Source organism: Streptomyces sp. NPDC059743 (assembly GCF_042732975.1).
Taxonomy (GTDB): domain Bacteria; phylum Actinomycetota; class Actinomycetes; order Streptomycetales; family Streptomycetaceae; genus Streptomyces.
In genome coordinates this window covers 290076-312504 of the sequence record NZ_JBHWGS010000003.1, presented here as the reverse complement: position 1 = coordinate 312504, position 22429 = coordinate 290076, and the positions used below count along the sequence as shown (strand labels likewise).

The 22429-nt window shown below is 68.0% G+C and carries 17 protein-coding genes; 8 read left to right on the top strand and 9 right to left on the bottom strand.

Translation table 11 applies throughout. The features are described from left to right. Positions 1-165 precede the first annotated feature (165 nt). From ACFV6H_RS07145 to ACFV6H_RS07135, 3 genes are read right to left on the bottom strand one after another with little or no spacing between them, the layout of a single operon-like run. Positions 166-492, bottom strand: a complete 327-nt coding sequence (locus tag ACFV6H_RS07145; RefSeq protein WP_385539403.1) for a hypothetical protein — start codon at positions 490-492, stop codon at positions 166-168. 9 nt (positions 493-501) lie between these two features. Continuing rightward, positions 502-1725: an exo-alpha-sialidase gene (locus ACFV6H_RS07140; protein WP_385539401.1), complete on the bottom strand. Its 1224-nt coding sequence runs from the start codon at positions 1723-1725 to the stop codon at positions 502-504. 42 nt (positions 1726-1767) lie between these two features. After that, positions 1768-2334, bottom strand: coding sequence for a TetR/AcrR family transcriptional regulator (locus ACFV6H_RS07135; RefSeq protein WP_385539399.1), 567 nt, complete (start codon positions 2332-2334; stop codon positions 1768-1770). Between the two features lie 213 nt (positions 2335-2547). Between ACFV6H_RS07135 and ACFV6H_RS07130 the strand changes: the two genes are divergently transcribed. Next, positions 2548-3012 carry a nuclear transport factor 2 family protein gene (locus ACFV6H_RS07130; RefSeq protein WP_385539397.1) on the top strand — a complete coding sequence of 155 codons (465 nt, stop codon included), beginning with the start codon at positions 2548-2550 and terminating at the stop codon, positions 3010-3012. A gap of 80 nt (positions 3013-3092) precedes the next feature. Here ACFV6H_RS07130 and ACFV6H_RS07125 read toward each other — a convergent pair whose 3' ends face one another. After that, positions 3093-5096 (bottom strand): DUF305 domain-containing protein, encoded by a 2004-nt coding sequence (locus tag ACFV6H_RS07125; RefSeq protein ID WP_385539395.1) that lies wholly within the window; start codon positions 5094-5096, stop codon positions 3093-3095. A 340-nt stretch (positions 5097-5436) separates the two neighbouring features. On the opposite strand from ACFV6H_RS07125, the gene ACFV6H_RS07120 reads away from it, so the two are divergent. Together ACFV6H_RS07120 and ACFV6H_RS07115 are read left to right on the top strand one after the other, a co-directional pair. Then, positions 5437-6525: a glutamate--cysteine ligase gene (locus ACFV6H_RS07120; RefSeq protein ID WP_385539393.1), complete on the top strand. Its 1089-nt coding sequence runs from the start codon at positions 5437-5439 to the stop codon at positions 6523-6525. Between the two features lie 137 nt (positions 6526-6662). Next, positions 6663-7520: an NAD-dependent epimerase/dehydratase family protein gene (locus ACFV6H_RS07115; RefSeq protein ID WP_385539391.1), complete on the top strand. Its 858-nt coding sequence runs from the start codon at positions 6663-6665 to the stop codon at positions 7518-7520. Between the two features lie 72 nt (positions 7521-7592). Here ACFV6H_RS07115 and ACFV6H_RS07110 read toward each other — a convergent pair whose 3' ends face one another. Continuing rightward, positions 7593-8732 (bottom strand): Gfo/Idh/MocA family protein, encoded by a 1140-nt coding sequence (locus ACFV6H_RS07110; RefSeq protein ID WP_385539389.1) that lies wholly within the window; start codon positions 8730-8732, stop codon positions 7593-7595. A 560-nt stretch (positions 8733-9292) separates the two neighbouring features. Here ACFV6H_RS07110 and ACFV6H_RS07105 point away from each other — a divergent pair. Further along, positions 9293-11563 (top strand): M4 family metallopeptidase, encoded by a 2271-nt coding sequence (locus tag ACFV6H_RS07105; RefSeq protein ID WP_385539387.1) that lies wholly within the window; start codon positions 9293-9295, stop codon positions 11561-11563. Positions 11564-11649: 86 nt separating this feature from the next. Here ACFV6H_RS07105 and ACFV6H_RS07100 read toward each other — a convergent pair whose 3' ends face one another. Further along, the gene (locus ACFV6H_RS07100) at positions 11650-12768 is read right to left on the bottom strand and encodes a TetR/AcrR family transcriptional regulator (protein ID WP_385539790.1); all 1119 of its coding nucleotides are present in this window, start codon (positions 12766-12768) and stop codon (positions 11650-11652) included. 116 nt (positions 12769-12884) lie between these two features. Between ACFV6H_RS07100 and clpX the strand changes: the two genes are divergently transcribed. Together clpX and nhaA are read left to right on the top strand one after the other, a co-directional pair. Beyond that, positions 12885-14180, top strand: coding sequence for an ATP-dependent Clp protease ATP-binding subunit ClpX (gene clpX, locus ACFV6H_RS07095; protein ID WP_385539385.1), 1296 nt, complete (start codon positions 12885-12887; stop codon positions 14178-14180). 100 nt (positions 14181-14280) lie between these two features. Further along, positions 14281-16167: a Na+/H+ antiporter NhaA gene (gene nhaA, locus ACFV6H_RS07090; protein ID WP_385539383.1), complete on the top strand. Its 1887-nt coding sequence runs from the start codon at positions 14281-14283 to the stop codon at positions 16165-16167. Here the strand turns inward: nhaA and ACFV6H_RS07085 are convergent. Further along, positions 16157-16990 carry an alpha/beta fold hydrolase gene (locus ACFV6H_RS07085; protein WP_384975124.1) on the bottom strand — a complete coding sequence of 278 codons (834 nt, stop codon included), beginning with the start codon at positions 16988-16990 and terminating at the stop codon, positions 16157-16159. The two genes, nhaA and ACFV6H_RS07085, sit on opposite strands and share 11 nt — an antisense overlap. A 284-nt stretch (positions 16991-17274) precedes the next feature. Here ACFV6H_RS07085 and ACFV6H_RS07080 point away from each other — a divergent pair, with 284 nt between their 5' ends. Then, a complete protein-coding gene (locus ACFV6H_RS07080; RefSeq protein ID WP_093593506.1) occupies positions 17275-17751 on the top strand; it encodes an ATP-binding protein in 477 nt (158 codons plus the stop codon). 161 nt (positions 17752-17912) lie between these two features. Then, positions 17913-18641, top strand: a complete 729-nt coding sequence (locus ACFV6H_RS07075; RefSeq protein WP_385539788.1) for a cupin domain-containing protein — start codon at positions 17913-17915, stop codon at positions 18639-18641. Positions 18642-18694: 53 nt separating this feature from the next. Here the strand turns inward: ACFV6H_RS07075 and ACFV6H_RS07070 are convergent, their stop codons facing one another. Then, positions 18695-19612 (bottom strand): MIP/aquaporin family protein, encoded by a 918-nt coding sequence (locus ACFV6H_RS07070; RefSeq protein WP_385539380.1) that lies wholly within the window; start codon positions 19610-19612, stop codon positions 18695-18697. A gap of 286 nt (positions 19613-19898) precedes the next feature. Beyond that, positions 19899-22274 (bottom strand): discoidin domain-containing protein, encoded by a 2376-nt coding sequence (locus ACFV6H_RS07065; RefSeq protein ID WP_385539378.1) that lies wholly within the window; start codon positions 22272-22274, stop codon positions 19899-19901. Positions 22275-22429 lie beyond the last annotated feature (155 nt).

Below are 22429 nucleotides of genomic sequence, written 5' to 3'. Positions count from 1 at the left end.
CTTCCCCCGGGGAAACCGTCATTTCGCAGGTGAGGACTCTAGCGCGGACACCGGCCGAATGCGGCCGATCTTGGGGCCTGTTCGCGATTCGGCTTCGCCGACAACGGCCGCGGCTCCAAGGTAGTTGAAGAGCTTGAGGGAGGTTCCGGTATCGACCGGGGACTTTTAGTTGTTCATGCTCACTCTGACCTCATTCAGCAACTTCTGTTCGAGGTCACCGTAAAGCGGATTGCTCGCCCCGGCTCTCGGTCCGGCTTGAGCGGTGTGCTCCGACTCCAGTGCTTCGATCACCGCGAGCATCAACCGGGCCACGGAGCTTCGATCAGCGGGTGCTACGGATGGGAAATCCAGACCGGTTTCGTTGAGAAACCAGTCGGACGACTGACGGTCCGCAGGGCGCGCGGCATCCATGGCACGCCGAAGAATGGCGTTCCAGTTATGGGAATTGGTGAACCATGGATCCCCTTCGGAGAAAACCACGATCGCGGACATCTTGCCGGATCAGCGGAGCCGGTCGAGGGGGAGTCGGGTGAAGGTGATGGTTTCGTACGCGGTGCTGCGGCCGGTCTCGTACAGGATGCCTACGGTGTTCTGGTCGACCTGGACCAGGTCGGAGTAGGCGGCAGGGTGTGTCGTCAGGCGGAGGCCGGTGGTCCAGCTCAGGCCGTCGTCGGTGCTGGAGCGTACGGTCATGTGGCTGCGTGCTTTGGGGTCGGCGGGTGCGGACAGCAGGAGCGGGCCGGCCTGTCCGCCCTGTTGTGTCTGAAGGACGCTTCCTTCGATGATGGGCGCGATCACGTCCTCAGTGGGAGCGAAGGGCGCGTCCAGGGACTGTCCGCCGTCGCTGCTGTAGGCGTGGGCGCGGGTGACCGGCGCGGTGCCGTGCTGGTCACGGGCGTTGAAGTAGACGCGGCCGTCGGGCAGTTGGGCCGCCGTGGTTTCGTTGACGTTGACGCGGCCGTCGGGTGTGGCGTCGACGTAGCCGATGCGCCAGCTGGTGCCGCCGTCGTCGCTGAGCAGCGAGTGTCCGCCGTAGTAGCGCGGTTCCGTCCCGGTGGCGGAGCTGTCGGCGGGTGGTGCGGTGGAGTGGTTGGCCGGGATGACCAGGCGTCCGGCGTGCGGGCCCTGGGTCAGTACGAGGCCGTGGCCGGGTCCGGTGGCGTACCAGCGCCAGTCCTGCCGCTTGACCTGGTCGGTGATCTCGGTGGGTGATGACCAGGTGCGTCCGGCGGTGTCGCTGTGCTGGACGTAGACCCGTCGGCCCGCCGCTTGCGGATGGTCTCCCTGGAGGATCGCTTCCTCGGTGGCGGTCGCGGCATTGCCGCACGTCAGGAGTACCAGGCGCCCGGTCTCCGGTACGACGACGGGGACGGGGTTGCCCACCGTGTCCGGGCCGGCGTCCGCCACCACTTCCATCGGTGACCAGGTGCAACCGCCGTTGGTCGAACGCCGGGTGACGACATCGACATCGCCGGTGTCGGCCTGGGCGTTGCGGCGCGCCTCGGCGAAGGCGATGAGCGTGCCCGCGGTGTCGCCGGGTGCCGCGACCACGGCCGGTATGCGGAAGGTGTGGTAACCGCCGGTGCCGGACCGGAAGACCACGGACGACTCGCAATCGCCCGCCTCACCTGCGGAACGCTCGGCCGCGCCGGTCGAGTTGACGCAACCGGACAGCAGGGCGGCCAGCCCCACAAGCACGGTGCCGCGCATGAACGGGGAGGGCACCGACGACTCCCGGAAGATATGAGGCGCAATGGAGTTCAGACTCTACTGGGTCCACCAGACCGGAGCTGCGGCGCTCACCGCTTCGACCAGGTCGTCGCGGCTGACGTCCTCGGTCGACAGCCAGGCCTTGAGTGCTCCCGCGAAGCCGTGTGCAAGGAACTGCGCCACGATCCGGTGGTTGATCCCCTCGGGCGGAGCGTGGCCCGAAGTGTGCATGAAGGCGAGGGTGTAGTCGGTGAAGTGGTCGGTCAACGCGTCGTAGACTCCGCGGTCCGCCGGATCGTGTTGCGCGTGGCGGTAGATCTCGCGATAGCGCTCGACGTGGTCGACGATGTCCCCGGTGGCCAGGCGCAGGTCGACGCCGGGCGGCGCTGTGCGGGCGGCCCGGCGTTCCTCGTCCTTGGCGCGTCTGGCCTGGAGATCCCTGCGTAGCACGCGGGTGAGCGCATCGAGCGGCGTCGTGTAGCGGTTGTAGAACGTGGCGCGGCTGACGCCTGCCGCTTCGGCCAGTTCCGAGACGCTGATCCGGGAGACGGGCCGGGCGGACGCGAGTGTGATCACGGCTTCCTCGGTGGCGCGCTCTGTCCGGGTGATCCGTGGGTCCACCATGCGGCCGTCTCTCCTCCCTGCGGTCGGCCAGGTCATCGTGCCATGTCAGGGGCCCGGTCCCACGTCCGCGGTGCCATGGCCCGGCCTGCCTGCGGTGTGGGCCGCGGTACGGCGGGCGCGGCGGCACGAGTTACAGTATTGGACACATGTAAAATAGTTGGCGCCGGAACGCTTTGTGGCGGGCCGCCGCCCTTTGCTCCCCGAGGAGACGCCATGGGCATCCACACCGCCGTATCCGAGCAAGAAGCAGCGGACCGTCTCGCCCTGCGTGAGCTCGTGGACGCGTACGCGCACTGCGCGGACAGCCGCGACGCCGAAGGCCAGATGGCGCTGTTCACGAAGGACACGCACTTCGTCGTCCACATGGACAGCCGCTCCGCCGAGCCGACGCAGGAACTGCACGGCCGCGACGCGCTGGCGCCGGTCTTCGACAATCTGAACACCTACGAGACCACGACCCACTTCAACGGCCAGTCCACGGTGACCGTCGACGGCGACAGTGCCACCGGCGAGACCTACTGCCTCGCCCATCACCTCTGGGAAGTGGACGGACAGCGCACCTTGATGATCGCCTCCATCCGCTATCTCGACACCTTCACCAAGCTGGACGGCCACTGGCTCTTCGCCGAACGGAAGCTGATGGTCGACTGGACCGAGACCAGGCCCTCCACACCGTGAAGGCCCCGGCCACACCGTGAAGGGCCCGGGCCTGGGCCCGGTCCCGGCCCCGACGATTCGCCGAGGGCCGGAACGGTTCGTCATCCCGCCGCCGGTGCCGGATCCGGCAGCAGGCCCGGTGTCGGTGGCATGGGCTTACGGCTCTCCTGGACGGCCACCGGTGTGTCACTGTCCGCCCGCGTGATGATCAGGAAGCGCTCATGGGCGGCGGCCCGCTCCGCCGCGCTCGCGGGCGTCAGTACCTCCCGCAGCAGGCCGATCGCCTGGCTGACCTGGGCGCCCGCCGCGTTCGTGGTGAACATGGTGAGTGCTTCCTTGCGGCCGAACGGCGCCGTCCGGTTCTTCGTGAGCCAGAGCGTGTAGTTCTTCCCGGGTTCCAGACCGGTCGCGGCGACCTGGAGGAGGTCCAGTGCGCCGAGCGCGTTCACGGAGACGGTCGCGTGGCCGCGCCCGCCGCTGCCCTTCGGCGCGCTCAGCGTGAGGTGACCGGCCATGCCCGCGACTCCGAGAGGCATCAGATTGGCCGTGCCCTTGCCGGTGGGGACGGCCCGGGGAACGTACAGCAACTGCTGCGGCTGCTGGCCGATGGGAATCGTGGCGATCACCCGGTTCTTCAGTGTGTCGACGGCCGCGACGGCGTCCTGGTTCTCCAGTCCGACGTAGACCCGTGTGCCGTCACCGGACACCCAGATGCCGTGCGGCAGATCGCCGGTGGGGATGGTGGCCACCAGAGTCGGCGCCCTGCCGCGCCGGTACACCTTCACCATGTTCTCGCCGCCGACCGTCACATAGCCGAAGTGGCCCTTGGCGTTGTCGACCAGTGTGACGTGATTGCTGATCGGTCCGGTGTCGAGCGTGGCGAGGATACGGAAGGGCGGCCGGGCACTCATCACCTGTGTCTTGCCGGAGTCCTTCAGCGTGAACCACACCTCGGTTCCGTCGCGGCTCACGGCCAGGTTGGGCGAGAAAGGGCTGGCCTGCGGGACGCGGGCCACGACCTGGTACGTCCGGGTGTCCACCACATCCACTTCGGGAGTAAAGCTGGAGGGCACGAAGGCGTATCTGCCGTCCGGCCGGAACAGCACCATCCCCGGCCCGTTCGCCGTCCTGACGCGGCGCTTCTCCTTCATCCGGACGGGATCGATCACCGATACGTAGTCCTCGCCGCGTACGGTCGCCCACAGTTCGCGGCCGTCGGGCGTGAAGAACGTCTCGTGCGGCGAACGCCCCACGTACACAACGCCCTTGACCTTGTTCGTCGCCGTCTCGATCAGTGTGACCGAGTTGGAGCCGATGGAGACGACAGCAATGGTCCGATGGTCCGGCGAGAAGCCCATCCCGTGGACGAGCAGTTGGCCTCTGTACAGCGGGCTGAGCGCGCCCGGTACGGGATCGCCGAGACGGATCACGCCCAGGAGCCGGTTGGCGGCGGGATCGATCACGGAGACGGTGTTCGACGTCTGGTCGGCGGTGTAGACGCGGTCCTGCCCGGATATCGGGATGACCGCCTCCGTACCTGCTCCCGTACCCGTACCCGCCTCCGTGCCCGCTCCCGTACCGCTCCCTCCTCCGGAGACCTCCCTGTCCGGACGTATCGGCTCGGCGGGCCGGCGTATCGGCTCGGCAGGCCCCGGATTCTGGCCGAACCAGCCGGGCTCCGAACCGCGGCGGGCCGAGGACGTCGCCGTCATCCGGCCTTTCATGACACCGATCTCCTGCTGCTGCGTGACGATGATCTCCTGCGCCAGTCGCCGCAGAACCGGGTCCTTGCCGTGCTCCAGGACCGCCTTGGCCATCTCGACGGCACCCTGGTGATGCGCCACCATCAGGGCCGCGAAGTCATGGTCGGGATCGCCGGTCATACGCGAATCCGCCATGGCCTCGGCCATGAGCCGCATGCTCTCGTCCATCTTCCGCGTGAACGGCCCGTGCACGCCCGCGTGGGACGGGTGGGACGGGTGGGACGGATGGGCGCGCGGCGAGAAGCCCGCCCCGTGCTCCTGGGACTCGCACGAGACCAGGCTCAGTGCGATGAGTCCGGCCGCCGCGGACATACGCAGCCGGCGAAACGCGTACCCAGTCATCCGGCATCTCCTCTTCCGTCCGGTTTCCGTCGCCTGTCATGGAGTCGAGTCGCCTGTCATGCAACGGCCCCGTCCGGCGGCCGGAGACGTGTGTGATCCATGTGAGGGAAGGCAGGGAAGGACTGAGCTCTCCGCCGGTGAATCCCAGTCTTCTCACCTTCCTGGAGAGATGTCCTTCCGAGCTTCGCAATCGGGTGAACGGAGCTCGTGCGGGTGCGGATACGCGGTTCGGGTACGAGGCCGGGAGAGGCCGTCGATGGAGAAAACCGGTCAAAGGCGCCCTTCCCTTGGTCCGGGCCGTGCCGTACGGTTCCGCTTCCCCCGTGGAGAGGCGGCCCTGTTGCGCAGCGTCGGCGTTGAGGAAGAACTACTGCTGGTGGACGCGGTCACCTGGGAGCCTTACGCCGTGTCGCCCGCGGTGCTGGCGACAGCCGACCGGGCCGGCGGAGAAGGACACGCCTTTCAGAAGGAACTCCACGGCCAGCAGCTGGAGTTCGCCACCCGTCCGCGCACGGAGATGACGGAGCTGGCCGCGGAGATACGTGAACGGCGCGCGGAGGCCGCCGAGTACGCCGGAAAAGTGGGCGCCGCCGTGGCCGCGCTGGCGACCTCTCCGCTGCCCTTCGATTCCGCCGTCAATCAGGACGAGCGCTACCTCTGGCTGGAGCGCGAGTTCGGGCCGATCGCCCGGGCGCAGTTGACCTGTGGCTGTCACGTCCATGTGGCCGTGGAGTCGGACGAGGAGGGAGTCGCCGTCCTCGACCGGATCAGACCATGGCTGCCGGTGCTGCTCGCGCTCACCGGCAACTCACCGTTCTGGCGCGGGCACGACAGCAGCTACAGCAGCTATCGCAGCCGTGTATGGGGACGTTGGCCCTCGGCCGGACCGGTGGAGCTGTTCGGATCGGCTGCCGGATACCACGACTATGTGGCCGCCATGGCCGCCACCGGAGTGCTGCGGGATTCGGCGATGGCCTATTTCGATGCCCGGCTCGCGGAGCGCTATCCCACCGTCGAGGTACGGGTGGCCGACGTATGCCTCGACGCGTCGACCACGGTTGTGGTGGCCGCGCTGGTGCGAGGGCTGGTCGAGACGGCCGCGCGCGAGTGGCGGGCACAGGTGCCGCCGCTGCCGCACCGTGTCGCGTCACTGCGGCTCGCCTCCTGGCGGGCCGGCCGCTCAGGGCTGGAGGACCGGCTCGTCCATCCCCGCACCATGGAGCCCGCTCCCGCCGAAGCGGTCGTACGGTCCTTATTGGCCCATGTACGGGACGCTCTGCGGGACCACGGGGATCTGGCACTGGCCGAGGAGGGCCTCCGCCGGCTGCTGAGAACGGGCAACGGCGCGCGCGTACAACGCGACATGCTGCGGCGCACCGGAAGCCTGCACACCATGATCGCCGAATGCGTACGACGGACACAGACGTGAAGCCCGTGGCTCGTCCCCGCCATGCTGTGGCCAGTCGAGTGAAGCCCGTGGCCTGTTGCTTCCGCTGAACCCGGCCGGGAGAGGATGAGGCGCCAGGCAGTAAGCCCTGGGAAGAACGCCGAGTGGGGAGCACTCCCATGAGCACAGTCGCTGTAACCGGTGCCAACGGGAAGACGGGCCGTGTCGTCGTCGCGGATCTGCTGGAGCACGGTCACGATGTCGTCGCCCTGGACATCGTCGCCGGTCCCGGCGACCGGGACAGGATGGCCAGGATCGGGACATCCCTCCTGGGCGCGGATCTGACGGACTACGGACAGGCCGTCGACGCCCTCCAGGGTGTCGACGCGGTGGTCCATCTGGCCAATATCCCGGCGCCCGGCCTGTTCCCCGCCGCCCACACACTGAACACCAACACGGTGATGAACAACAATGTCTTCCTCGCCGCCGCGCAGAACAAGGTGTCCCGTGTGGTGTGGGCATCGAGCGAGACCACCCTCGGCCTCCCGTTCGACGTCCCGCCCCGCTACGCGCCGGTGGACGAGGACCACTATCCGTACCCGACCAGCACCTACGCGCTCTCCAAGGTGACGGGCGAGACCACGGCCCGGCATGTCGCCGAGTGGTCCGGCATCCCCTTTGTCGCGCTGCGGCTCTCCAACGTCCATCTCGAAGAGGACTACCGTCTCGTCCCCGGTTACTGGGCCGATCCGCATCTGCGGAAGTGGAACCTCTGGGGCTACGTCGACGCGCGGGATGTTGCGGGCGCCTGCCGTCTCGCGCTCACCGCGCAGGTGACCGGTGCGCAGAGCTTTGTCATCGCGGCGGCGGACACCATCATGCGGCGGCCCTCCGCCGAACTGCTCGCCGAGGTGTTCCCGGGCGTCGAGTTGACCCGCGAGATCGGGACGTACGAGACACTGCTGAGCATCGACCGCGCCCGCGAGGTGCTGGGCTTCGTACCGCAGCACTCCTGGCGGGACGTCATCGATCACTGACCGGCCGCCTGTGACGGTGCGTCGGCCCCCTCTGCCGACGCACCGCCGTACTGACGCGGCCTCCGTCGCCTCTCAGACCGCCCAGGCCTCCCGTGTCGTGGTCACGGCGGTCCCGGTGCGCACGGACTCCTCGATCGCCAGGCTGATCTGATGGTCCTGGCAGCCCTCGGCCAGCGGATAGGGCTCCGGGGCCTCGCCGCGTACCCAGGCACCCGTACGGCACAGCAGGTCGACCACGGCCAGATCGTCCTCGGAGAGGTTCGCCCCGACGAACTCGTTCCGGTACACCACCCTTCCGTCGAAGGTGATGTGGTGCAGTTCGGAGCCCTCCAGATTGAGATCGGTTCCGGTACGGCGGCGGACCAGCGGCGACTCCACGGGCGTACGCGGATCCGCCATCCTGACCACCTGATCGTCGACGATCTCGCCCAGCGAGCCACGGACGACCATCCGCCGGCCGCGCAGCGGATTCCACCACTGGTTGTCCGTGAAGTCGTACAGCCCCATCCGCCCGCCGAAGTCCAGGAGCGCGATGGTCGTCGCGGCGTCCTTGGGCGTCAGATCGTCCGCCCATCCCTCCCTGGACAGCGGATCGGCGAGCGGCGCGGTGAACGACCTCGCGGTCACGGTGGCGGGCTCGAAGCCGACTCCCAGCGTGTGCCGGATCAGGGAGACCGCGTGGTAGAGATGCGTGGAGGACATCTGCACCGAGGTCACCTCACCGATCACTCCCTCCCGCAGCAGGGCGAGCCGCGCCGCGTGCCCAGGCATCAGCGGATACTGCTCCGCCACCTGGACGAGCCCGCTGCCGCCGGTCTCACGCCAGAGGTCCCGCAGTCCTTCGAGGTCCGCCGCCGGCGGTGTCTCCGCCAGTACCGGCACCTCGCGGCGCACGAGGTCCTTCGTCACCTCCGGAGTGACGGACCACGGCACGGACGGGATGACGAACTCCGGCGCTCCCGAGGACTCCGGTGCTCCCGGAGGCTTCGGCGATCCAGGAGACTCCGATGCCCCAGGGCCCGCCAGCAGCTCATCGATACTGCGGCAGGCGGGCACTCCCCATGCGGCCTCCACCTCGGCGGCGCGCTCCGGTGACCGGCTCACCACACCGGTCACCGTGAGCCGGTCGGGCAGCTTCTGTGCCAGCCGGACGAAGAACTCCGACCGCCAGCCGGTGCCGACCAGGCCGAAGCGTACGGGTGCTGCACTCACGTGGATCGCTCCTCTGAAGACGGGCCGGTGGGAGTGGAAAGCGGCCATCCGGCAGGGTACGGCGTGACGGCCTTCGCGACACAGTTCCTGATGGACCGTTCGATATGCCCTGTCCAGGACGTCACCCAGGAAGCTGTGGACCGGAACAAGCCAAAGTGACCGGTAAGCGCGGTGTTGCCGCCCGGTAAAGGCCCACGTGATCCCTGGCATATGACGGCGGATCGCATCGGACAGGTGACCGACTCTCGGACAATGATCTCCGGAGTGATGACATTCCGATGTCCCGCTGAAACTATCTGCACACCGCACGGACGTCGTATCGCAGGTCTTCTCGCCGGGGCACCCACCGCCTCCGGTTCCCCCGTCACCGCCGGCCGTCACCCATGGCCGGACAGAAGGAAGCCGCAGGAATGACGAGCATCTTCCGTAGCAGGACAACGTTGTCTCACGCATCGCCTCCCTCCTCGCGTCCGACCTCTCCACGTCCGACCTCCACACGTCCGATCCCCGCGCGCCGGACCTCCATACGCGGGCGGCTGGCGGCGACGGCGGCCGTCGCCATGGCCGCGCTCCTCGTCCCGGCACTGCCCGCCTCGGCCGCTATTCCAGCCGTGCCAGCCGTCCTCGCCGCGCAGGCCGCGCCCACCGGTACGGATCGGGCACCACGGCAGATCGCGGCCGAGCCAAGACCCGGCGCCGCCGCCGTCGAACTATCTCCCGCACGGCGGGCGCAGTTGCTCAGAGCCGCCGCCAACGCGGCGCCCGCCACCGCCCGTTCACTGAAGCTGGGCGATCAGGAGAAGCTCATACCGAAGGATGTCGTCCAGGACGCCGACGGCACTCTGCACACCCGCTACGAGCGCGCCTACGCCGGACTTCCCGTGCTCGGCGGCGACTTGGTCGTCCACGAGCGCGCCGGCGCCCGTACCGTCACCAAGGCGTCGAACGCGCCGGTCTCGGTGCCGACGACCAAGGCCGCTCTCACGGCGACGGCGGCGGAGAAGTCGGCCCTCGCCGTCGCGGAGGCGGAGCAGACCGACGAGGCCGCTCCGGACGGAGCGCCGGAGCTGGTCGTCTGGATGGGCGACGGCAAACCCACGCTGGCCTGGGAATCCGTCGTCACCGGTGTCCAGGCGGACGGCACGCCCAGCGAACTGCATGTGGTGACCGATGCCAGGAGCGGTGCGCGGCTCCAGAGCCATGAGCAGATCCACGCCGGTACGGGCAACAGCCAGTACAGCGGCAAGGTGCAGCTCGGCTCGGTGCGCAACGGCGATGTCTACGAACTGACCGATCCTCAGCGCGGCGGCCACAGGACCTATGACCTCACTCTGGGCGGCTCCGGCAGGCTGCTGACCGACACTGACGACATCTGGGGCGACGGAACCACCGCCGACCGCCAGACGGCGGCCGTGGACGCCGCCTACGGCGCCCAGAAGACCTGGGACTTCTACCACGACCGGTTCGGCCGTAACGGCATAGCCAACAACGGCGTCGGCGCGTACTCCCGTGTCCACTACGGCGACGGTTACGCGAACGCCTTCTGGGACGACAACTGCTTCTGCATGACCTACGGCGACGGGATCGGCAACGCCCGGCCGCTGACCTCGCTCGACATCGCCGCCCATGAGATGACCCACGGTGTCACCTACGCCACCGCCGATCTGGACTACGAAGGCGAGTCCGGCGGTCTGAACGAGGCCACCAGCGACATCATGGCCACCGCCGCCGAGTTCTACGCCAACAGCGCCGCCGACGTACCCGACTACCAGATCGGCGAGCTGGACGACGTACGCGGTACGGGCGGACCGCTGCGCTATATGGACCATCCCTCCAGGGACGCATCGGCCAAGGGCACCTCCCAGGACTACTGGACTCCCGAAACCGACGCGCTCGACCCGCACTTCAGCTCCGGCGTGGGCAACCACTTCTTCTATCTGCTCGCCGAGGGCAGCGGCGAGAAGACCATCAAGGGCGTCCGCTACGACAGTCCGACCTTCGACAACAAGCCCGTCGCGGGCCTCGGTCTGCACAACGCCACCAATGTCTGGTACCGGGCGCTGACTCTCTATATGACCAGCGACACCGACTACGCGGGCGCGCGTGTCGCCACTCTCCAGGCCGCGGCCGATCTGTTCGGCAGGTCCAGCGACGCGTACGAGGCCGTCGGCAACGCCTGGGCCGCCGTCAACGTCGGTCCGCGCTACGTCAATCACATCGCAGTGACGGCACCGTCCACCCGGGAGGCGGCAGCCGGCCAGCCGACCAGCCGGCAGATCGAGGCGACCACCTCCCGGCCGGGCACTCTGACCTACTCCGCCACCGGTCTGCCCGGCGGTATGTCGATCGATCCCGTCACCGGTCTCATCGCCGGTACGCCCACGACGGCCGGCGAGTTCACCACCACAGTCGTCGTCAGAAACTCCGCGGCGGAGACGCTGAAAGTTCCCTTCACCTGGACCGTCCTCGCCTCCGGCGGTGACTTCTTCGTCAATCCCGCACGGTTCGACATCCCCAACTGGGGCGTCGCGACCTCTCCGATCATTGTCACCGGCCGCGAAGGCAACGCCTCCGGTGAACTCAAGGTGACGGTCCATCTCTTCCATGCCTTCGCCGACGGCCAGGTGATCGACCTGATCAGCGAGGACGGTACGAGGATCCGGGTGAAGGATTTCATCTACGGCCCGGGCCCGGAGCTGAACGCGACCTACACCGTCGACGCCTCGGCCGTGCCCGCGAACGGCACCTGGACGCTACGGGTCGAGGACAACACACCGGGCATCTTCACCGTTCCGCCGGGCTATCTGGACAGCTGGAGCATGACCTTCTGACCGCCTGCTGACCCACTTCCGCCCGGCGCCTTCCCACCGCGCTTTTCCCACTGGACCTTCCCGCCACACCTTCCCCGTCGCACCGCTCAAGCGTCCTTCTGCCCGGCCGATGAAGCCGGGCAGAAGGACGCGGTCGCCAGGGCCGAGGTGACCGCGTGGCACGCGCCACGGCCGTCGGCGCACGCGACGATCCTGTCCGCCTCGATCCGGACGGCCGCCTCGGTCCCGTCGCTGACGGCGGACAGACCGGCCGCCGCGGCCAGGGCGCCCGACTCGTCGAACACCACCTGTACGCGCGGCCACGCCGAGGGCGGGAACGCCTGACGTAGACAGCGGCAGAGCTCGGCCACCGCCAGCCGTGCCAGCGGCGCCAGTTCATCGGGATCCCCGGTGACCAGGACCGCGGTGATACGGGTCCCGGGCGGAGCGGCCCGTACCGCCTCCTCGACGGCCTCCAGCCGGTGCAGTCCGAGGACGGCCACCACACCGTCGCCCGCGAGCAGCGCGGGCTCGCCGCGCACCGCGTCCAGCGCGCGCGGCGGCAACCACGGCTCGTCCGCCTCCCGTACCTGTGTGATCACATGCGTGGGCGGCCACCAGTCGTGGAGACCGAGGCCCGCGAGCTGCTCACAGGCGCTGACGACATTGAACGGCTCGATGAATCCCGGCGCGGCGGCGGCCATCTGGTTCGCGCCGTGCAAGGTCGTGAGCACCGCCTCCGCGACCCGCACCAGGCTGCCGGCCGGTGCGCCGGAGGGCCGCAGCCCTTCCAGGGCGAGCCCGAGCAGGATCGCGTCCACCTTCATCAGCTGCGCGAACGGCCGTCGGGTCCGCTCCTCGGCGAGCACTTCGGGCAGCAGATACATACCGAGCCGTGGCATACCGTGCTGTTCGCCGACATCGGCGAGCGGCAGCCGGGCCACCCAGGCGCGCGCGAGTACACCGAGCGCCTCACGGGCCGTACGGCCGGGCTCCGGATGCGGCGGCTCCGGCGCACGCTCGGCGAGATCGGCCAGCACCGCGAAGTACAGCGCCCGTTTGCCGGGAAAGTTGGAGTAGACCGCGCCACGGGTCAGCCCGGCGCGCTGGGCGATCCCGTCCACCTTGGCGTCCCGGAAGCCGTGCTCGGCGAACTCACCTCTGGCCGCCGCCAGCACCTTGGCGCGATTGCGCTCCTGCGCCTGTGCCCTGCTGAGCCGGCCCATCGTCCTCACACGTCCCCGCGTTGCTGTCCATCGCGCTTCAAGATACCGTGAGCCATTCAGATGTTCGCGTCATATGGTCGGAGCATCCGGATACAAGCTTGAGGAGATACTTCCGCGTGGCAGGCATCGGTGACGGCGGCACCCTGCTGAAGTGCACGTTCTGCGGGAAGAACCAGAAGCAGGTCCAGAAGCTGATCGCGGGTCCCAGCCCGGTCTGTATCTGCGACGAGTGCGTGGGGCTCTGCAACGAGCTGATCGCGGAGGACCTCGGCGCGCCCTCCGGCGACGCACTGGCGGATCTGCCGAAGCCGCGTGAGATCTTCGACTTCCTCGGGCAGTACGTCATCGGGCAGGAGAGCGCCAAGAGGACGCTCGCGGTGGCGGTCTACAACCATTACAAACGCATCAGATCGATGGACGCCCGGAGCGGGCGGTACGGCGCCGACGAGGCACAGGTCGAACTCGGCAAGTCCAACATCCTGCTGGTCGGCCCGACCGGCTGCGGCAAGACCTATCTCGTCCAGACACTCGCCCGGATGCTCGACGTCCCGTTCGCGATCGCCGACGCCACCGCGCTCACAGAGGCCGGATATGTGGGCGAGGACGTCGAGAACATCCTGCTCAAGCTGATCCAGGCGGCCGACTACGACGTCAGGAAGGCCGAGACCGGGATCATCTACATCGATGAGATCGACAAGGTCGCCCGCAAGGGCGAGAACCGTTCGATCACCCGCGATGTCTCCGGCGAGGGCGTCCAGCAGGCGCTGCTGAAGATCCTGGAGGGCACGGTCGCCAGCGTGCCGCCGCAGGGCGGCCGTAAACACGCTCAGCAGGAGTTCATCCAGATCGACACGGCCAATGTGCTGTTCATCGTCGGCGGCGCCTTCGCGGGACTGGAACAGATCGTCGAGCAGCGCGTCGAACGCAAGGGCATCGGCTTCGGCGCCTCGATCCGTACCAAGGAGGAGCGGGACGAGCGGGAGGGACGGAGCGCCTTCACCGATGTGCTGCCCGAGGACCTGCTGAAGTTCGGGCTGATCCCGGAACTGGTCGGCCGGCTGCCGAAGCTGGCGACCGTTCAGCCGCTGGACCGGACCGCGCTGAGCCGGATCCTCACCGAGCCACGCAACGCGCTGCTCAAGCAGTACCAGAAGCTCTTCGACCTCGACGGAGTGGAGCTGGAGTTCACCGAGGACGCCGTCGCCGCCATCGCCGAACAGGCGCTGCTGCGCCGCACCGGCGCCCGCGCGGCGCGCACGATCCTCGAAGAGGTCCTGCTGAATGTGATGTACGAGGTGCCGAGCCGGGACGATGTCGCCCGTGTCGTGGTCGACCGCGCCACTGTGCTCGACAACGTCAATCCGACGCTCGTACCACGCCGAGGGCACGAGCGCCGCGAGAAGTCCGCCTGAGCCCGACCGCTGCCCGTTGCGGACCGTCATGAACCGATCGCGACCGGTCCCGGAGGGCCTCGTCAGGCGGTGACGGGACGGCTCGCAGCAGAATGGCCAGGTGACTGTCGATCCGGCGACGCCGCGCCTTTCCGGCCAGACCGAATACAGCGAGGAGATCCGGACGCCGCTCCGTGACTTCCTGCGCACGGAGACCGGCAGCGCCTCCGTACTGCTGGCCGCGGCCCTGGCCGCGCTGGTGTGGGCCAACGCCGGGCCCGGTACGTACGCCTCGTTCTGGACGACGGATCTCTCGGTCCGCGTCGGCTCCGCCGGAGTCTCCCTGGGACTGCGCGAGTGGGTGAACAGCGGACTGATGACGCTGTTCTTCTTCGTCGTCGGCCTGGAGGCACGCCGTGAGTTCGACATGGGCGAACTGCGCGAGCGCAAACGGGTCGCCCTTCCCGTGATCGCCGGCCTGAGCGGCATGGTCGTACCGGTCGCGATCTATCTCGCCTTCACCGTCGGCGATCCGTCGGTGCACGGCTGGGGTACCGCCATGTCCACCGACACGGCGTTCGCGCTGGGCATCCTCGCCGTCTTCGGCACCCGGCTGCCCAGAGGACTGCGGGCCTTCATCCTGACCGTCGCCGTCGTGGACGACTTCGTGGCGCTCGGCGTCATCGCGATCGCCTACAGCGGCCATGTCGATGTGATCGCGCTGGTCGTGGCCCTCACGATCTTCGGTGTGGTCCTGCTGGTACGGGCCGCGGGAGTACGCCGAGGCGCGGTGTACGCGGTGCTCGCGGCGGCGCTGTGGCTGGCCGTACTGGAATCCGGTGTGGATCCGATCGTCACGGGCCTCGCCATGGGACTGATCACCTCCGCCTATCCGGCGGCGCGCAGCGATCTGGAGCGGGCGTCCGGGCTGTTCCGGCTCTTCCGCGAGCAGCCCACACCGGAGCTGGAGCGCTCCGTACGGGCCGGACTGGCCACGGCCCTCTCGCCCAACGAGCGGCTCCAGCGGATGTACCACCCTTGGACGAGCTATGTGATCGTGCCGGTCTTCGCCCTCGCCAACGCCGGTATCACCATCAGCGGCGCCCGGCTGGCGGACGCCTTCGGCTCACCGGTCACCCTGGGCATCCTCTTCGGTTATCTGCTCGGCAAGCCCGTCGGTATCCTCGGCGCCTCACTGCTGACCACCAGACTGAGCCGAGGACGGCTGCGCCCGCCCGTCGGCTGGGGTGCCACCGCGGCCGGCGGCACCATCGCGGGCGTCGGCTTCACCGTCTCGCTGCTGATCGCCACCCTCGCCTTCCACGGCACCCGGCTCGACCAGGCGAAGATCGGCATTCTCGCCGCGGTGCTCTGCTCCTTCGCCGCCACCTGGGTGGTCACCTGGGTGATCTGGCTGCTGCCGCGGCGCCGCCGGATCAGCGCCCTGCTGGGCAGGGCGGAGTCCATTGTCGATCTGTCGACACCCGTCGACCCGGACCGCGACCATGTACGCGGTCCGAGACAGGCGCCGGTGACCGTCGTCGAGTACGGCGACTTCGAGTGCCCGTACTGCGGACTGGCGGAGCCCGTCATCCGCGAACTGCTCGCGGACTCCGGAGACGTCCGGTATGTGTGGCGCCATCTCCCGCTCACCGATGTTCATCCGAACGCCCAGCTCGCGGCCGAGGCGTCGGAGGCGGCGGCCGAACAGGGCGCGTTCTGGGAGATGCACGATCTTCTGCTCGACCACCAGGGCGATCTGCGCCTCGCCGATCTGCTCCGCTACGCGGCCGAGACCGGGCTGGACACCGACCGTTTCCACCGGAATCTGCGGCATCACAAGGGCGCCGCGCGGGTCGCCGAGGATGTGGAGACGGCCGATATGAGCGGTGTTTCGGGCACACCCACCTTCTTCATCAACGGACGGCGCCACCACGGCGCGTACGACATCGAAGGTCTCACCGCGGCCGTACGCGCCGCCCGCGCGCGCTCCTTTCTCAAGCCTTGAGGAAGTCCATCAGGGCCGGGTTGACGATCTCGGAGTGGGTCCAGGCGATGTTGTGCGGGCCGCCGTCGACGGTGACGAAGGTCAGATCCTTGATCAGCCCCGGAAGCCGCTTCGCCGTGTTCACGTACGGAAGGACTCGGTCATCGGTCCCGTGCAGGAGCAGCACGGGCACGTCGATGTTCGGCAGGTCCGCGCGGAAGTCGGTCAGCCAGGTGTCGACGCAGGCGTGGGCGGCATGGGCCGAGACGGCCAGGGCCGTGTTGAAGCTGAAGGTCCATGCCTCGTCGCTGATCCGGGTGCCGCGGTACCGGTCCACGTTGTAGAGGTTGTTGACGAACTCCTTCATATAGGCCGGGCGGTCGGCGACGATGGCCGACTTGATGTCCTCGAAGATCGACCGGTCGAGCCCGTCGGGATTGTCATCGGTCTTGAGGAGGAACGGCGGTATGGCGCCCATCAATACGGCCTTGCTGATCCGTCCGGAGCCGTACTTCCCGAGATAGCGTGTGACCTCGCCCGTGCCCATGGAGAAGCCGACCAGCACCACGTCGGAGATGCCCAGATGGTCGATGAGGACCTTGAGGTCCGCGGCGAAGGTGTCGTAGTCGTAACCGAACGTAGGGCGGCTGGAGTTGCCCGAGCCGCGCCGGTCGTACGTGATGACACGGTAGCCGGTGGCCAGCAGGACGCGTTCCTGCTTCTCCCAGGAGTGCCCGTCGAGCGGGTAACCGTGGATGAGGATCACCGGCTGTCCCATGCCGTGATCCTCGTAGTAGATGTCTATGGAGCCGGTGTTTTCCTGCCCGACGGTGACGAACGGCATGAGTGTGCCCGCTTTCTCTGCTCGGCAGGGGGCACCTACGGCATCGTCCGGGCCACGCGGGAACACCCGGCACCGGCCGTGCCGTTCGGATCGCCCCTGATGCTGACGCTTTGTCTTCCATGAAAACCCCGGCCGTCGGGGCCCGCCACCGGTGTGCTTTTCGCCGGGACCGGAGTGCGTCGGGACCGGAGTGCATACCCACGGCGTGCGGGGGCACAAGGAAGAACGGAGAAGGGGGTCCCCCGCATCGCCCTCATCGATGTGGGGCAGGAGCGTATGAGCGTATGAACGGACAGACCGTCATCGGTACGGCTCTGGCGTCCCTGGTGGACTCCGTGCGGCCACTGCGCCTGGCACGGGAGTTCCTGGGCTCGCCGGGGTGCACGGCCGAGGCCCGTGGGCTCACCGCCCGTTTCCTCCAGCGGCTCGAAGCGGAGTGGTGTGCCGTGCTCGGCGACGGGAGGAGCGGCGATGTGCTGCTCGTCGTCAATGAGCTGGTCACCAACGCCGAGCGGCACAGCCGTGGACCGTATCTGCTGGAGCTGGAGGGCACGGACCGACGGCTGATCGTGACCGTGTACGACAGCAGCTCGACGCTGCCGCGCCGCTATGAGCGGGATCCCGGCCGGCTGGGCGGGCACGGTATGGAGATCGTCGACGCGCTGAGCGACCGGCTGGTCGCCGAACGGGTCCCGGTGGGCAAGCGCGTCCAGGCCGTGTTCGATCTGTTCGACACGGGCGGCGGTCGGCTTCCGGTCTGACGGAGCTCCCGACGGTCCGACGGAGCTCCCGGCTCCCGGGACCGTCCCGTTGACAGTGCTGTGCCGTGACTCTACGTTCTGCGTAGAAAGCGCTTGCTGTTGGTGTTCCGCACCACCACCGTGAAGGCGAGGAGCTGGTGGAAACACACATGGTGACTCCGGTGGCGGGCTTCGCCGGGCTGCCCGGAGCCGTCGCCGTATCGCATCTGCGTGTGTACGACTGGGAGGCCGCCGACGGACTGCGCGGTGGCACACCGCATCTCCATCTCACCTGCTCCGAGGGATATGTGGTGACGGCGGGACAGGGAGCCGTCCAGACGCTCGGTCCCACGGGTTTCGCCGTCACACCGCTGGCGCCCGGAGCCCTCGTCTGGTTCACGCCGGGCACCATTCACCGGCTGGTCAACGACGACGGGCTGCGCATCGTGGTCCTGATGCAGAACAGCGGTCTGCCGGAGGCCGGGGACGCCGTGCTCACGCTCCCGCCGGAGTATCTGGCCGACCCGGAGACATACGCGCGGGCCGTCCGTATCCCCGAGGCGGCGGAGGCGTCCGAGGCGGAGCAGGCCGCGGTCGCGCGCCGACGGCGTGATCTCGCCGTCGAGGGCTTCACGGTGCTGCGTACGGCATGGGAGGCCGGCGACACACGGCCTCTGCTCGACTTCCAGCGGGCCGCCGCCGCGCTCGTACGGCCTCGGGTGGCGCGGTGGCGCGAGCGCTGGGAGGCGGGCGCGGCGGAGGCCGCCCGGCAGACCGGTGCTCAACTCGACCGGCTCGCCGAGGGCGATGCCTCGTATCTCACCGAGTCCCGGCTGTATGCCCGGCTCCCGGCGGCGCACGGCAGATTCGGCATGTGCGGGCACCTCGACACCTACGACGTTCAGTTCTAGTCGTCGGCCCGGACGTCGGCAGGTCTGGACGTCGGCAGGTCGGCCGAGAAGCTCTAGACGTCGGCGGCCGGGCCGGGCGCGGCGTCTCCGGCACGGCCGCCCTCTCGTCCTTCCATGACCTTGCGGCGGGCATCGAGCACCTGTCCGATGAAGAGGTCGTAGACAACGGCTCCGACGAGTCCGCCGATCAGCGGGCCCACGATGGGGATCCACATGTAATGGCTGAACCATTGGAAAGTCCCGGGAATGGCGATGTCGCCCCAGCCCATGATGTACGTCCACAGCCGCGGCCCGAAGTCACGGGCCGGATTGATCGCGTATCCCGCGTTCGTACCGATGCTGAGACCGATCGCGACAACGATGAAGCCCGTCAGAAAAGGGCCGAGATTGGACGCGGGAGCCATGTTGCGCGTATCGATGAGAGCGAAGATGAGCATGACGAGGATGCCGGTACCGATGATCTGGTCCAGAAGCGGACCCCACCAGGAATTTCCGAAGTACTCGGCCGGAAAGGTGGCGAAAATCGAAAAGGTGGGGAGCGACTGGTCCCGGGCGATCCCTGCCTTGCTGTCGAATGCGTTGATGGCCCAGCTGTACATGCTGAAGACCACGGCGGCACCGATGAAGGCGCCCAGGAACTGTGCGCCCCAGTAAGGGAGAACCTTCTTCACGGCGAATTTCCTGCGTGCGGCGAAGGCGAGTGTCACCGCGGGATTGAGATGCGCGCCGCTGACACCTCCCGCGACATAGACGCCGAAGACCACCCCAAGGCCCCAGCCGAAGCAGATGATCAGCCAGTTCGCGGCGTCGAAGGGCGTGGACTGGCGGCCCGAACCGGGGAGACCGGCGACGGCGACGGCGACCGATCCGCAGCCGAACAGAATCAGTACGAATGTTCCCAGGAATTCCGCGAGCAGTTCACCGGCGAGCCCTTCTCGGTAGCCGCGACGCTTCGTACTGGTGGCTGTCATTACGCCTCCTGCTTGCGATGGGTTCGGCGCGCTGTTCGAATGCTGAATCCCACGGAGGTACCCAGGAGTGGGGCCTTGATACGCGAGTGTAGGACCGTCCGGCGGAACGCGCCCGGCGAGTGTATTCACCGGCTGACGGTCATTCATGGAGGCCGTACAGGGCCGTATAGGCCATTCGGGTGAGCACTCCCGTAAGTGAGCGCTCCCGTATACGAGAACGCCCGGCCGGGGAGGTCACCGGCCGGGCGTTCCGTCTGTTGTTCACCGTGAGCTTGTTTGTCCTGCGCTAGCTGGTGTAGGCCTCCAGCTCGGAGAGCTGGGCGGCCGGCCAGCCGGTATTGGCCGTGAACGTCAGCCGCAGATAGCGGACCTCTGTTCCGTCCAGACTGATCGTCGCGGTGTTGCCGCTCGACGGGTTGAAGGTGTAATTCGCCGATGCCTTCAGCGTGTTGTACGGCCCGGTGGTGCTTCCCAGTACGCTCAGCGTCTGCGTACGGGTCGCCCACGCGGCGGCCGGAGGAAGCTTCAGGACCACGCGCTTGACCGCCTTCGCGGCGCCGAGGTCCACCGTGATCGACTGCGGGAAGGCGTTGTTGGTGCTCTCCCAGTAGGTGTTGGCGTTGCCGTCGACCGCGTTGCCCGCGCCGTACACGTCCGCGTGTCCCGACTCGGTCACCGGGCGTCCCTGGGCGAGATTGCCCGTGTCCGCCGGCGGCGTCGTGGGCGGAGTGGTGGGAGGCGTGGTCGGGGGAGTGGTCGGCGGGGTGGTGGGACCGCCCGGCACACCGCCGTTGGTCCACACCGGATCGGGCCAGGTGCCCGTGCACGCGGGCGGATTGGCGTACCAGCCCGAGTTACCGGCGCCCTGAGTGATCTGGAAGCCGCTGCCGACACAGTTGTGGATCGGGTTGGACTGGGCGATATGGGTGGCGGTCACATTGGTGAACGAGGCCGTGCCCGGTGCCTGGATCTGGAGCGCGTACGTACCCGCGCCGTCGATCCTGATGTTGTTGAAGCGCAGCCCGTTCGTCGCGCCCTCGATCAGATGGATCGCGGCGTAGGAGCTGTCCAGCACCTCGCTGTCGGTGATGTTGATGGTCGCGTTGATCGGCTCGTTGAGTCCGCTGAACCAGATCGCGCCGACGCCGAAGCGCCAGTTGTAGTCATTGTTGCCGGCCCGGATCAGGGTGTTGCGCGCGGCGGTGGTGACACCGGAGACCGCCGTGCCCTGACCGGAGTTGACGCCCGGATAGCGGTTGGCGATATGCAGCCCGCCGCCGTTGGTGATCGTGTCCGACATGACATTGTCGGAGATGGTGATGTCCCTGCCGCCGTAGGTGACGATGTTGTTCGCCAGGATCGGCAGGATCACGGTGTTGAACGTGAACTTGTTGTTCACATTCGGCACGGCCTCCGCCCACATGGCCAGACCGTCGTCACCGGTGTTGCGCACAAAGGTGTTGGTGACCGTCGAGTTGGTGACGCCCATATGGAAGTTGACGCCGTCGGCGGTCTGATCCAGGATCCGGCTGTTCTTGATGGTGAAGTTGTTCATCGGGCCGTCCATCCAGGCGCCGCACTTGGTGTGCTGCATCCAGACGTTGTCGACGACCGAGTCCGACATCGCACCACCGATGGCGTTGACCTGGTCATTGTCCACGCGCTCACGGATGTCGCCGATGATGGCGAAGTCCTTGAGGGTGACATTGCTGCTGCCGCCCGCGTTGGCGTACTTGCCGTACACACCGACGGCCTTGCTGCGGTTGGACGGATCGCGTCCGGTCAGCACGCTGTACCACGGGCCCGCGCCGCGCAGCGTCACCTTGTCGACGATGATGTGGTCGCGCACCTGGAAGGTGCCCTGCGGTATGTAGACCTCTTTGCCCTGGGTACGGCCCGCGTCGACCGCCGCCTGGATCTTGGCGGTGGAGTCGGCGGCACCGGTCGGGTCGGCACCGAAGTCGGTGACGACGTCGAGCGCGCCGGAAGGCTTGCCGATCGGCGCGGCCACCTGCTCGAAGTCCGCCAGGTCGATGGTGAACGTCGGTGACGCGGCGGTCGAGGAGACCTGGAGCCGGACCTTCGTACCGGCCGGCAGAGTCGATCCGAACATGGTCCGGGTCTCGTCGTAGAAGTGGTGCGGGTTGGTGTCGCCCGGGTTGTTGTTGAAGGGATAACCGCCGTAGTACCAGCCGTACTTGGAGGTCACCGGCACGCTCTTGAGCGAGTTGCCGTTGACCCGCAGGTCGATGTCGGCGTCCCGGCCGGTGCCCGCGGCGTTGTCGGGCAGCGAGTAGCGGAACGTCATCGCGTTCGCCGGAGCGGTGAGTGTGAACTCGACATACTCACCGACCGCGTCGAGCGTCACGGCCTGCCGTCCGGAGGCTTCCGAAGGCAGCGTGCCGTAAAGGCGGTTGGGGCCGATCAGGGTGCCGTTGGTGGCGGCGTACTCCGCCTCCTGCTCCTTGAACGGCACGCTCGCGCCACGGCCCTGGACATCGAGGGGGGACGGCGCGGGGACCGCCGCCGCCTGGGCGTCGGGCGCGGTGGAGAGCACCACCGCCGCGGCCGTCCCGGCCACGGCGAGTGCGAGAGAGAGGGAGGCTGACAGACCGCGCCGGAGCAAACGGCCTCTTGGTGTTGGGGGGAGTGTCACAGACATACGTCCTTGCGGCTCGTGGGGACTCTGCGGACGCGAAAAGGCTAGAAGCGGCGCCGCAGGAAGTCTATGAATCTGCGCAAATTTTGAAGCTCAAAGCAAAAATCCTCGACCCGAGGGCGTGTGTGCATGCCCCTTGTCCAGCGCTCGCGCTCGGC

What these genes read in the sequence shown, in the direction of transcription:
- ACFV6H_RS07145 (WP_385539403.1), bottom strand. Translation starts at nt 492, where the DNA reads ATGTCCGCGATCGTGGTTTTCTCCGAAGGGGATCCATGGTTCACCAAT.
- ACFV6H_RS07135 (WP_385539399.1), bottom strand. Translation starts at nt 2,334, where the DNA reads ATGGTGGACCCACGGATCACCCGGACAGAGCGCGCCACCGAGGAAGCC.
- ACFV6H_RS07130 (WP_385539397.1), top strand. Translation starts at nt 2,548, where the DNA reads ATGGGCATCCACACCGCCGTATCCGAGCAAGAAGCAGCGGACCGTCTC.
- ACFV6H_RS07125 (WP_385539395.1), bottom strand. Translation starts at nt 5,096, where the DNA reads ATGACTGGGTACGCGTTTCGCCGGCTGCGTATGTCCGCGGCGGCCGGA.
- ACFV6H_RS07115 (WP_385539391.1), top strand. Translation starts at nt 6,663, where the DNA reads ATGAGCACAGTCGCTGTAACCGGTGCCAACGGGAAGACGGGCCGTGTC.
- ACFV6H_RS07105 (WP_385539387.1), top strand. Translation starts at nt 9,293, where the DNA reads ATGGCCGCGCTCCTCGTCCCGGCACTGCCCGCCTCGGCCGCTATTCCA.
- ACFV6H_RS07100 (WP_385539790.1), bottom strand. Translation starts at nt 12,768, where the DNA reads ATGGGCCGGCTCAGCAGGGCACAGGCGCAGGAGCGCAATCGCGCCAAG.
- ACFV6H_RS07085 (WP_384975124.1), bottom strand. Translation starts at nt 16,990, where the DNA reads ATGCCGTTCGTCACCGTCGGGCAGGAAAACACCGGCTCCATAGACATC.
- ACFV6H_RS07080 (WP_093593506.1), top strand. Translation starts at nt 17,275, where the DNA reads ATGAACGGACAGACCGTCATCGGTACGGCTCTGGCGTCCCTGGTGGAC.
- ACFV6H_RS07070 (WP_385539380.1), bottom strand. Translation starts at nt 19,612, where the DNA reads ATGACAGCCACCAGTACGAAGCGTCGCGGCTACCGAGAAGGGCTCGCC.
- ACFV6H_RS07065 (WP_385539378.1), bottom strand. Translation starts at nt 22,274, where the DNA reads ATGTCTGTGACACTCCCCCCAACACCAAGAGGCCGTTTGCTCCGGCGC.